Genomic DNA, 10,538 nt, shown 5'->3' with positions numbered 1-10,538 from the left:
CAGACCGGACCACCAACTTGAGCTGCGAAGCCGCCTCCTGCTGGTGTGGGTGTTAACAATCGATTGCTCCCGGAGCGAACCACCTGACTGAGTGCTCGGAAATCCCAAAAAAACCTAGTGCATCGAGGATGTCACTGCGCTTGCAGACTCCGTTTTCAAAGAGAACCAACAGCTCCACGCCACCCCCAGGACTTTGCTCGAACTCTTCGAACCCGACTTGACACCCGCTATCGGATCGCGCGCCGAAACACTTCGCAAGGCCGAGACCGTCCTCGATATAGGACTCCAACCTTGCGCCGACTACTGCGGCTAGGCCCTCGATTGTGCAGACGCCCTTGTCGATATGCGCGCCGGGACGGTAGTCACCCTTCGCCCAGGAATCTGAAGGAACGAACGTGAAGCTTGCAGCCATCAACGTCGGCGTTGTCCGGCAGACAGCACGCGCCGCGCAGCGGCCTTCTGCTGCTGCATGTCCGAGACGAACAACCTGCTAAATGCTAATACGGTCGTCACTTTTTAACCAGTCAAGAAACTTGGAAAGTTCGCCTTCGAACTCGAACCTTGTCTTGCATTCGCCAACGTGCGGAAAAGTGCTTTTCTCAGTGTGCACTTCCATTATTTCCACATCCATACAGGAGGCATGATCCCACACACAGATTTCCGCCAGATATCGCGCCGACCCCAATCGAACACACGCGGAGCCATTGCCAGAATCCTTGAATTCAGACTTCATTTTGTGGTTGTCGAAAACGCTCTCTTGTTTTTGAAACCAAGATTTTAAAAGTGCAACCGCATACACATCGTTAGCATCGCACATAGCATTCAACGTTGGAATTCAGCCGACCGGTCTGCGCAGCCGGCCAGGGTCGGCTGCAATGAAAGGTTATGCAGCATCGAGCGCTTCTTTGATCGAAGAGATCAGCAGCTCCTCGTTCTCTGCCAGCTCTCGATACACGGAATAGTCCAGCACCCCGTCGTTCAGCTGCTTCTCAAAGAATATCTGCAACCGCCAAACATCTGGATCGGGTTTATCAAAATCGAAGTCAATTCCGCCCACGGCCGGCGTCTTATAGATATCCACGCCAATACCATGGGTGCAGACACTCCAATTGGTCCCTGGAATAGGCTTCCGACCTCGAATTTGCAGAATGTCGTCGGCATTCTCAAGTTGAAAGGCTCGCACGATCAATTCCTTCGCCCACACCATCTCGGCGTGCCAGAGCGGAACGAGCTGGCGGATGAGATCGACTCTTTCAGTCATGCTGTATACCGTTTGAGATCAGGGGCGCCGATCGCAGGGATCGGCAGCCCGCTTGCGGGCTGTCCACGGGATCGATTTGTTAGGTTTGGGCAGAGCATAAAATGTAGACATTTTGATGGCCTCGGTAACTAAATGGAGTCCCAAACGGTGGCGCATTGCTCAAACTCTTCGGGCTCTGTGAGTCGCATTTCATACTCGCAGTATGCGATATTGAGATATCTCAGCAATGATGCTATCGCCTTGCGTTGGTCGTGATTACAGTACCTAAAGAATGCATTTTCGTTGCCATTGCAGGACAAGTGTATGTGTAGTGTGTCGCCGTACCAGCCATAGTTGGATGTTGGATCGGCGAGAGCTAGTCTCGCCAAAGTAGGCATGTAGTACGCCATACCTTGCGGCGAACAAAAGCTAATAGGTTGCCAGCAAATATTTCCGACATCTTCAATTTGAAGCGTGCTCCTGTTTCTCGTTCTCAGTAGCTCATCATGCTCGGAACACTCCTCACAATGGGTGTGATCCATGAAGTGCTCAGGCTTGGGTGCATAACGGAACGCGACCTCCACCTCAGCCAGTATCTCGGCGCTCTTGTTCATCAGCCTAACGTTTGACATGAGAGGCATGACCCGGCTTGCCGGGGCATGTCCTCTCAATGGAAGGGTTTGGCACGCGCGCCTTTAGTTCGCCCAACTTCTTTGCCATGGCGCCACCAACGCGAGCGCCGTAGGACGGAAACTCGTTGAGGACTGCGAGCCACTCGGTCAGGAAGACTGCATCTTTCTGAAGCGCTGCCTTCTCTTTCGTCCAGCGCTCCTGAAGCGCCACGTTCTTGGCCTTGAGTTTGTGAAGGTCGGCGTTGCAGAGGCTGCAAAGTGTGCGGCGTTGCCAGATGTAGTTCTTCTTTACCTCGTAAGAATTCTTCTGCTCCTCGCCGGTGAAAACAGCTTGAATTGAGCATTTGCGGCAGGTGTAGGTGATGTCTTCATACGCGGCACGCCCGTAGTGATAGGCGTATGAGCGCTTGCTCGCTTCGGACCACTTCTCTCGCTCGATATTGCTGCTCATAGCTTCACTCGCGGGCCTAACGTAATGTCCAGAGCAAATCCTGCTCTATAAGTTGGGCGCTGCTCCATAAGTTGGTCATGTATTCCTCCCATATGTGGCTTGCAGCTTGGCTGTTTAACCAAATGTATTGGAAATACGTCCAGTTATAAATTTTCCGTCAAACCCCGCGCGCCAGAGTAGCAGTCGAACCGTCTTTTGGACCAGTTGCGCGAGTGAATCCAGTACATGCAATATAGCCTCAGCATCGAGCAGTTGGGTACCGAGATCCGAGCCGTGCACGAGCTTTTGGGGCATTCCTACGTGTCGACAACGACGCTCTACATCCATGTGCTGAAGGTGGCGGCAGGGGGCAGGTCAGGCGAGCCCGCTGGATGCCACTGCACATGGGCATTGAAGGTCCGCTTCGAGGTTCGCGAACATAGGACTGCAACGGGTCGAAACCGCCAGTCCGAGTGATACAGAGGCTGTCTGTCGAGCCGCGCAAGCCATGTCGTGGAGGTCCTATGACCGGTGTACCTCGCACAGCTGCCACTTGGCCAACCGCACTTCGCCAAACCGTACTGCCGCTTTGTGGCAACCACTTTGAGCCTCCCAGGCCACGTCCACCGACGGCTGTCGCTGCACAGCCGAACTTGAAAAATCGAAGGTCGCTTGAGGCTGAGTCCGGCCATTTAATTCTGATGACTGAACTTTTCACGAGTGCCTTATCCTTTAATCCACCGAGCAAGGTATCAAGCTACCGCTCAGCTACCCAGACCGATCGTTCCACCGATGTCGAGAGCGGGACACCGCACGTGCGTCGGCCGTTGCTGACGGGCGAGTTCTAGCATCTCGTTTCCACAAGCCCTCCAGAATGTGCGATCGGGCATCAGACGTAGGAATATCCTAGCCAGGAGAAAATCCGAACTAAGGAACTCTTCGAGGCCCATGTTGCCCATTGGGGAGCGCGAAAAATAGGTGTTGTATAACTTCAGCACCTTCAGGCCGGCATTGGAAAGAAATCGATCCGCTGGGAGCGTTCGATCGAACATGATGTCGCAGGTTTTGAAGTTGTACATGGGCCTGAACCCGGGATCAAAGTGGTCCTGCGGGATGTGCAGGACAGCTCGCTCGTTTCGGGCAATCGTTGCCCGGATCGCACCAGGATCGCCCCAATCTTGGTACCCGCGATCCAGGCAGTTTCGCGTGGCCTGACGGAGAAGATCGTTGCCTGAACGCGCACCGAAGAGGGCTTCGCTATACCAGTGGAGACGCTCGTCAAGCGCCAAAGGGAACACGGACGGGCTTAAGTGACCAAAAAGTACGGTGTCCGCGTCCAGCCAGACACCACCATGTTCCAGCACATATGCCAGGCGGATGTAGTCGCTCTTTGCGACCACCGAGATGGCGGCAGCTGAAGCGTCGAACTCTAGGGCGTGAAACCGCCAGTCCTTGTTCAGGTGCGCGGTGTTGATTGCCTCGGCGAGGTTGATCGGCGTCAGCAGACGGAACGCGTCCCCCAGCACGTGCCGCGTCCAACCCAGTGCCATTGCTACATAGGGTGGCATTGTGTGCCCCGGCACTGTTTCCCAATAGCTGACGAATTGCGTGCGCTCAGTCATTGGGATTCTCCCCAGGGCGGGCGGGGTATTCCTCGCTCATTTAGAAGTCCGCAGGCTGCCAGGTGCTGTCGCACGATTGCCAGCGACTCTGTACAGGCAGCCTCGCGCTGAAATTCGTTGCCCAGCGCCGAGACGTATAGGTTAAGCACATTGGTAGCAGGTACACGACGCAGGAAGCTGGGCAGCGCGTGCGAATTTGAGGCGCTGAAGACTAGGCGCAGCGCTCGCAGGATAGGGACATTGTCGCGATGCGCCAGGAAGTCTGCGACGACCTCGTTGAGCTCCCCGGAAACCTCACTCGTATTGATCCGCTCTTCGATCGTGGGTTCGTGCAGCGCGACAGAGGGATCGAGTGCGATCGGATACAGGGATCGGCATGACCGCGCGCCGCTTTTCATCGACTCGGCGAACACTTTATCTGCAGTCGAGCCGGTCACCAGCACGTCGTCCCCGAAGATTACGTGTACTGACGACCACCGATAGAAGTTCGGACCTGGGATTACGTGATCCTGAGTGGCAGATACGCGTTGTCGTTCAAGCGTGCTCAGGCTGGGATAGTTCTCACATGGTGGAGCGATGCGGGGCAGCTTGACATCGATGATGGTGGGTAGGTCGAGTTCAGCCAAGAGCACGTTGATGTGCTCCAGCGCGATCCCGAACAGAACATTGGAGGTGGAGGGCACGTTGCGCCATCCTGTTGTCAACATGACGACGCTCTCACCGTGCGCCCGCGCATGCTGGAACAAGCACCGCCAATCGCTTGAGGGGTCGAGCAGCTCGCGCTCCAGCATCGAGACGATCACGCCTGCCAAACGTCTGATGTCCTCAATACTTCCATGTTTTGCGCGGCTGTAGCTCTTGGCCAGCTCAGTAGCATCTGCGCCGGACGTCATGTCCACAAATCGGCCATCAGCGTTCCATGTAAGGTGTCTTGCTGCGTGGCCATCGTTAACAGCGACATAGTCGGACATGCCGATGATGCCGTGCACATACAGCGCAGCAGCGAATCCTCGCAGGCCATGCGCAACAGCGCCCGACTCATTTTGTCGTCTAACGGAATGAAAGATATCCCGTAATTGGTCTTCGGCTAGGGAGTCATACTGCGCCCAGTTTCCATCGAAACGAGGTCGCTCGCCCCTGCCGATGTTGGGTTGTGCGGCTATGCGGCATCTCATGCTGAGGCCTGGACTGACAGTTGGCGGGGTTTGCCGACCGCAACCTCAATGCGCTGCCGACCTTCGTAGTAACAGATGCAATTAAGGCCGATGGGGACGAGTTCATCGAGCATGTCGTTCAATCCCGCGCCAACGTCTGCCGGGGTGTGGGCGTCCGATCCGACAGTGAAAGTTGCACCACTGGAAAGGAGTTCTGGCAGCGTTTCCCTACACGGATAGGACCATCGGCCATTGAACTCGCACTTCATTGAGGAATCCCAGCTGCTCTTGCGCGGTCCGGACGCGTTCAACTCGTACGAGACGTCATAACGTTGGAACAACGGCGCCAACGGGATGAAAAGCTCACGCCAGCGCGAAACGGGAACGCTGCGTAGCAAGGAATCGGGATGGCCAATCGCATCGAAGAGACCGCTGCATACGGACTCCTCTAAGCTCAGGAAAAATTGTTCGAGGACCGCAGCTTCGTTCAGGCGCGTCAGGTCCCAAACGTTTACCCGCTGTCCGTCAATGGGTAGGTAATGAACTGAGCCGACGACGAAATCTAGATCAAGGGTCGACAACAGACTTTCCGCATGCCTGCGGGCGCCGAGCATGTAGTCCATCTCTAAACCTGCCAGGATCTTGATATGGCCTGCGTACTTGTTTCGTGCTCGGCAGATGTCGTCCAGGTAGGCATCCAGTTCACTCTCCAGCAGGCGATTAACACTGTCGATAACGAAGGGGGCGTGGTCCGTGATCGTCAGCACGCTAACGCCGACAGCTATGGCGGCACGAACTACGTCGTCAACGCTGCCTGTCGCATGCTTCGAATAGGCAGTGTGTGTGTGCGAGTCGATGATCATGAAGATGCCAGCTGTTCCAAGAGTGCGGGATGTTTCACCAGCTCCTTGACGAGCCAGTACGGATTGTTTGCCTTTAGTGCGAGCGCGTACATGGCGCCTTGATCATCCACACGTGCGACAACATCGAGAAAAGGGGTCGTGTGGAGGCGGTGCATCAAGGGGTCGTCGGCGACCTGGCGCGCCAGTGACTCCCAGCTGAAATGGTCCGTGTGAATGTTGCCGAGGGTGATGTTGTCGATGCCGTACAGGCCAACTTTGCCGTCGGGCTTGATGGTGAGGTCGAGGCCGTTGAGCAGTGGTGCTGGATTGAGACTACCGAGCGTAAAGCGCTTACCAGTGCGTGATTCGATGGCTTGGATGTACTCCCACAGGTCCAAGCGTGAAGCAGGAGTTTCGTCGGACGGATGCACATGGTTCTTGTAGTCGATGTTGAACACGCGGTCGCCGACGATGAGCCGGTCCTCCAGGGAGCTGACTTCGATGATGTCGGCCTTGCCCGGGCAGTTTGCAACCTCGTCGAGCAGGTAGCTGCGCGTGAAATTCCGGTCCGTGTCAACGGAGCGAAACGAGAAGGTCAGAGGGCTTTCTGGAGCTGCGATGGAGCGCTGCATGCTCATCCCGTGCGGACGGTGGCGCATCTTTTCGATGTGATACGAGTCCGAGCTAAGGCGGACGTTGCAGGTATCGCCGTGCTCAATAACCATGGTCTCTGTCTCGTCGAAGAACTTGGTTAGTTGATCATGAGGAAGAAATCCGCTGGTGATGAATTCGAACGCCACGTTGCCTCGCGACAGGCCCAGAATGGCATGGAACGCCTTGATGTTGTTGAGAGGCTCGCCTTCGCCGCTGATGGAGACTCGCTTAACTTCCGGATGGTTCACTAGGCGTGTGATGTTCTCACAGGCATGTTCGGATAGCTCGAGCTGGGCACCAGTCTGGTGACGATCTGCATACATGCAGAAGCTGCAACCGATACCGCAAATCTGCGTGATGTCGATGTAAAGGAGATGGCCGCTCATTTGCACGTCTGGGTTCCCTTTGCGTTTCGGTGTGAGTGGTGTGTTGTGGATGCAATGCTGACCCTGCAGGATATAGCTCTCTGTAGAAACTGTCGCGTGGAGATCACTTGGTCAGTACGGCGCTGCAAGTTGGTTTGGACGTTGCAGTGGGGCGGCCAAGTCAACTGCTGAAACACCACACTCGCGAACAGACTTGGGTTGATTGCTGGATCTGGTTGTTGTCGGCCCATCAGAGGCAAATTCGGCGGCGGCCGCATGGACCTTTCCGGCTGTCTCGTTGCTCTCCCTTCCATAAAAAACATATCGTTGTCGATGCTTTGCATCAACAAAGTGATCGACAACGATATGTTTTTTCGTGAATGTTTGAAGCTTGCTACTAAGCTTCTGCCATCGCATTAAAAAACTGAGCCAGCTCATGCACGACACCTTGACGCCAGACTCCCGTACGCGCACGCCGAAACAGCAACTTGCGCTGAGCATTACCGCAGTGCTACGCGTCGCTGGACCTGATCGTGCTGGCAAGCCCAACAAACTGCGTCAGATCGATGTCATGCGCCGCACTGGGATGTCGCGCACCACGCTCAGACCGCTACTGGACGCGACCGATCCCGGCCAGCGGAACCCAGACCTCAAAACCCTTCACAAGCTGGCGCAGGCAATTGGCGTCCCGTTGGCCTTTCTGCTGATGACGCCGGAGGACTGGCGTGTCCTGACCAAGGCAATCGGCGCCTTCACCGATCACCAGGCTGCCGCGCACGGTCTGGTTACGGACGCGCTCGGTAGCCCGGCACTGGCGGAGGCGGTGTTGAAACGATGCAAGGTCCATCCGGAGCGACCACCGCTTGGTGCGGCCTACGCCCCACAGGAAATCGCGCGTCTTGATGCGCGCAACGAGTGGAGGCGCCGGTGCAGTTTGGTAATGGCGGCCCTGGCTCAACCCGCAGCGCGTGGCGACCGCAAATCTTTCGTCGACATGACCGCTCTGGCCGCTGCCCTGGCCAACGAAATGACCCCGTACAACCCGGTACCCGACAACAGTCTCCAAGGCCAATAAGGATCCTGACCATGACCTCTCTCATTTCCGACCCGAATCTCGCCAAGCTGCTGGGCACAGCCGATGTTGACGACCTCGCCGTTCTGATTGATCACATCACTGACAAAGGTGATGGCCGTATCTCGCTGTCGTCCGACACCTGCAAGAGACTGACGGAGGCGAAATCCACCGGGCAGATCAGTGAGGCGACCCGTGCCCTGATTGCTGAGGAACTGCAGCGCTTCGGTGGCAACTCCCTCTTCAATCTGATGCGGGCCGGTTCCGGTGTGTCCTACAGGGAAATCCTCTGTGACGTGGCCAGCCACGTGAAGGCCGACTTCAAGCCCAAGAACGACTGCGCACAGATCGAGATCGCCATCCTCGAAGCAGTGCTGACGCAGTCCGTTGCCAAGATGAGCGATCAGGAGAAAGCCGATCTGTTCGCCGAATTCGGCTGCATCTACAAGCCGGGTGCCGGGCCGGCCGTGATGGCAGCACTCCAAGCAGCGATCAAGGCATCCGGCTTTGGAGCCTTCAAGCTCGCGGCGGTAGTGGCTAACGCCGTGGCAAAGGCCATTCTCGGACGCGGACTGGCATTCGGCGCCACGGCGGGGATGATGCGCGGCATCAGCGTTTTCACTGGCCCGATAGGCTGGGCCATCACCGCGATCTGGACCGCCTTCGACCTTAGCAGCCCTGCCTACCGCGTCACAGTACCCTGCGTGATTCAAATCGCGTACATGAGGCAGAAGTCAGCCTATCGCAGTTGCCCAACCTGCGGAACACCAGCAGAAGCTGGCAAAAAGTTCTGCGGCGAATGCGGGAGTCCGCTCGCACTGCTTCTCACATAAGCCGATGCAACGGATTTTCATCGACCTCCACCGAAATTCAAAGGAGTTGCCCGTGTTCATCATCGTCTCAACCCCACTGCGCATTGCTGCTTCCTACGCCATCGCCTTTGGCATAGGCGTCGTGTTTAGCCATCAATGGCGAATCCGCCGCAACCTAATTCGCACAGCAACTGCTGAACAGGCGACTAGCCCGTGACTCTTCGCATAGCCCGCAAACAATACTGGATCCAAGAAGGGAGTATAGATTGACCACCAACCCTTTCACCGAGAAGCTCAAAGAACTACGGCGCGAGAGCAACAAAGAAAGCAACCTTCTCCAGGAGTGGGAAACGAAACTTGAATGGTTCCAAGGATTCAACCTTGATCAAGCCAACAACGACCTTAGACGCACTGAACGCATGAGGGCGGACGCACAGGCCGGGCTCGAAAGAGAGCAGCAAGTTTTGCCTGTGATGACGTCATCGGTCAAGAATTTGGAACCACAGGCCAGTATGGGCTTTGATCCGCGCTATTGGTTCTCATCTGAGCGAGCCATCGCAAAGAGGCAACTCGAAGATGCGCAAAAGAGACTGTCAATTCAACTGTCGAAGGTCTCCGGCATAGAGATCGATATCTCGAAGGCGGAAGGGCTTTGCCGTGAGATGCAAGGTCTAATCACAACGGCACGCATGTTTGACCCGTTACTCGCGCAGTCAGCCGTTGTGGCGCTGCGGGAGAGCCTTAACCGATTCAAGCCTCAGATGGAGAAACTGCGCCAACACAGGGATGATCTAGACCTCCTACTGGAGGAACCGTTGGCAAGTTTGCGCAAGTTGGAAGAGGAACGGGGCCGTCTAAATAGGCAGATTGCGAGCGCCGAGGCCTTCGAATCAGAACTCAGAAACGCTCCTAATGGATATGAGAGAGCCAAGATCCACACGAGATGCCAAAACGAGCTAGGCGATAGAAAACCGGGGGCAGTTCTGGGGCAAATCCGGTCGGCGCTACGCCGCGTCGACGACAAGGTCGAAAAGCTTCAGGCCCGCGTCGACAGCCTCATCCGATTCGCCAGCTTGGACATACGGCACGTCGTCATCGACGCCAACAACCTGTGCTACGAGGGCAGACGATTCATCAGGCTCGCAGCACTTGAAGCCCTGGTACCCATTCTTTCCAGGAAGCACAAAGTCACGCTCATATTCGACGCCGGCATCCGCCGTATGCTGGGGTTGAGGAGCGAAGAAATTGAGGCCAAGTTTCCTGATGCTGAGCAAGTTCACATTGTTGCTTCGAGGCGCAAGGCAGATGAAACCGTGCTGGCAACAGCCGGTGACGACCCACATACTTTCGTGCTTAGCAACGACCGGTTTGTCGACTACCCCGAAAAGATGGCTGTCAAAGAGGAGAGAATGCTGCAGCACGAAATAGTCGGCCAAGTAGCCTACGTCCACGACCTGCAGGTCGTGGCGAAGTTCGAGACCGAGGCGGTCTGAATCCTGGAGCAGACGAAAATCTGAGTCTTGGACCGGCCGCCTTCAAAAGCTGCTTTGGCCTGCCTGTGTAAGCCTTGCAGCACCCGCGTCAGGATTCGCTGCGAAGCCGCACTCCGAACTGCGAAGGTCGCTCCAGGCTGAACTGAGTCACTCGGGAACGGTAGAGACGAACAGTAGAGATCGTCACCAGCGGTCATTCAGTGATCGACTGACCTGCCCCCC

General features: G+C 56.1%; 12 protein-coding genes. 4 read left to right on the top strand and 8 right to left on the bottom strand.

The window, feature by feature from the left end; translation table 11 throughout:
- Positions 1-490 precede the first annotated feature (490 nt).
- From HFL01S_RS26015 to HFL01S_RS25205, 8 genes are all read right to left on the bottom strand, one after another.
- Positions 491-817, bottom strand: coding sequence for an immunity protein TriTu family protein (locus HFL01S_RS26015; RefSeq protein WP_439648607.1), 327 nt, complete (start codon positions 815-817; stop codon positions 491-493).
- 66 nt (positions 818-883) lie between these two features.
- On the bottom strand, positions 884-1,261 hold the full coding sequence (locus tag HFL01S_RS19440) for a DUF6896 domain-containing protein (protein WP_066261547.1): 378 nt from the start codon (positions 1,259-1,261) through the stop codon (positions 884-886).
- A 597-nt stretch (positions 1,262-1,858) separates the two neighbouring features.
- Positions 1,859-2,323, bottom strand: coding sequence for a zinc-ribbon domain containing protein (locus HFL01S_RS19435; protein ID WP_066261545.1), 465 nt, complete (start codon positions 2,321-2,323; stop codon positions 1,859-1,861).
- 743 nt (positions 2,324-3,066) lie between these two features.
- On the bottom strand, positions 3,067-3,924 hold the full coding sequence (locus tag HFL01S_RS19425) for a glycosyltransferase (protein ID WP_066261542.1): 858 nt from the start codon (positions 3,922-3,924) through the stop codon (positions 3,067-3,069).
- Positions 3,921-4,913 (bottom strand): phosphoribosyltransferase family protein, encoded by a 993-nt coding sequence (locus HFL01S_RS19420; RefSeq protein ID WP_218008650.1) that lies wholly within the window; start codon positions 4,911-4,913, stop codon positions 3,921-3,923. Before HFL01S_RS19420 ends, HFL01S_RS19425 begins: the two co-directional genes overlap by 4 nt.
- A 182-nt stretch (positions 4,914-5,095) precedes the next feature.
- Positions 5,096-5,941, bottom strand: a complete 846-nt coding sequence (locus HFL01S_RS19415; RefSeq protein WP_218008649.1) for a histidinol-phosphatase — start codon at positions 5,939-5,941, stop codon at positions 5,096-5,098.
- Positions 5,938-6,960, bottom strand: coding sequence for a radical SAM family protein (locus HFL01S_RS19410; RefSeq protein WP_218008648.1), 1,023 nt, complete (start codon positions 6,958-6,960; stop codon positions 5,938-5,940). The genes HFL01S_RS19415 and HFL01S_RS19410 overlap by 4 nt, the downstream gene beginning before the upstream one ends.
- Positions 6,961-7,071: 111 nt before the next feature.
- On the bottom strand, positions 7,072-7,377 hold the full coding sequence (locus HFL01S_RS25205; RefSeq protein ID WP_157538957.1) for a hypothetical protein: 306 nt from the start codon (positions 7,375-7,377) through the stop codon (positions 7,072-7,074).
- On the opposite strand from HFL01S_RS25205, the gene HFL01S_RS19405 reads away from it, so the two are divergent.
- Genes HFL01S_RS19405 through HFL01S_RS19395 form a run of 4 tightly spaced genes read left to right on the top strand, consistent with a single transcriptional unit; the run spans position 7,376 to position 10,316 of the window.
- Positions 7,376-8,014: a helix-turn-helix domain-containing protein gene (locus tag HFL01S_RS19405; protein WP_066261538.1), complete on the top strand. Its 639-nt coding sequence runs from the start codon at positions 7,376-7,378 to the stop codon at positions 8,012-8,014. The genes HFL01S_RS25205 and HFL01S_RS19405 overlap by 2 nt on opposite strands.
- Before the next feature lie 11 nt (positions 8,015-8,025).
- Entirely contained in the window at positions 8,026-8,844 is an 819-nt protein-coding gene (locus HFL01S_RS19400) for a ubiquinol-cytochrome C chaperone family protein (RefSeq protein ID WP_066261537.1), read from the top strand.
- A 52-nt stretch (positions 8,845-8,896) separates the two neighbouring features.
- On the top strand, positions 8,897-9,040 hold the full coding sequence (locus tag HFL01S_RS25200; RefSeq protein WP_157538956.1) for a hypothetical protein: 144 nt from the start codon (positions 8,897-8,899) through the stop codon (positions 9,038-9,040).
- A 49-nt stretch (positions 9,041-9,089) separates the two neighbouring features.
- Positions 9,090-10,316, top strand: a complete 1,227-nt coding sequence (locus tag HFL01S_RS19395; protein WP_157538955.1) for an NYN domain-containing protein — start codon at positions 9,090-9,092, stop codon at positions 10,314-10,316.
- Positions 10,317-10,538: the final 222 nt, after the last annotated feature.

The organism is Hydrogenophaga flava NBRC 102514, from assembly GCF_001571145.1.
Taxonomy (GTDB): Bacteria; Pseudomonadota; Gammaproteobacteria; order Burkholderiales; family Burkholderiaceae_C; genus Hydrogenophaga; species Hydrogenophaga flava.
This window is presented reverse-complemented; position numbering and strand designations above follow the sequence as displayed.

Bases quoted from the DNA above. Each gene is read 5' to 3' on its own strand.
- HFL01S_RS19440 (WP_066261547.1), bottom strand. From the start codon at position 1,261: ATGACTGAAAGAGTCGATCTCATCCGCCAGCTCGTTCCGCTCTGGCAC.
- HFL01S_RS25205 (WP_157538957.1), bottom strand. From the start codon at position 7,377: ATGAGCTGGCTCAGTTTTTTAATGCGATGGCAGAAGCTTAGTAGCAAG.
- HFL01S_RS19405 (WP_066261538.1), top strand. From the start codon at position 7,376: ATGCACGACACCTTGACGCCAGACTCCCGTACGCGCACGCCGAAACAG.
- HFL01S_RS19425 (WP_066261542.1), bottom strand. From the start codon at position 3,924: ATGACTGAGCGCACGCAATTCGTCAGCTATTGGGAAACAGTGCCGGGG.
- HFL01S_RS19400 (WP_066261537.1), top strand. From the start codon at position 8,026: ATGACCTCTCTCATTTCCGACCCGAATCTCGCCAAGCTGCTGGGCACA.
- HFL01S_RS19415 (WP_218008649.1), bottom strand. From the start codon at position 5,941: ATGATCATCGACTCGCACACACACACTGCCTATTCGAAGCATGCGACA.
- HFL01S_RS19435 (WP_066261545.1), bottom strand. From the start codon at position 2,323: ATGAGCAGCAATATCGAGCGAGAGAAGTGGTCCGAAGCGAGCAAGCGC.
- HFL01S_RS26015 (WP_439648607.1), bottom strand. From the start codon at position 817: ATGTGCGATGCTAACGATGTGTATGCGGTTGCACTTTTAAAATCTTGG.
- HFL01S_RS19410 (WP_218008648.1), bottom strand. From the start codon at position 6,960: ATGAGCGGCCATCTCCTTTACATCGACATCACGCAGATTTGCGGTATC.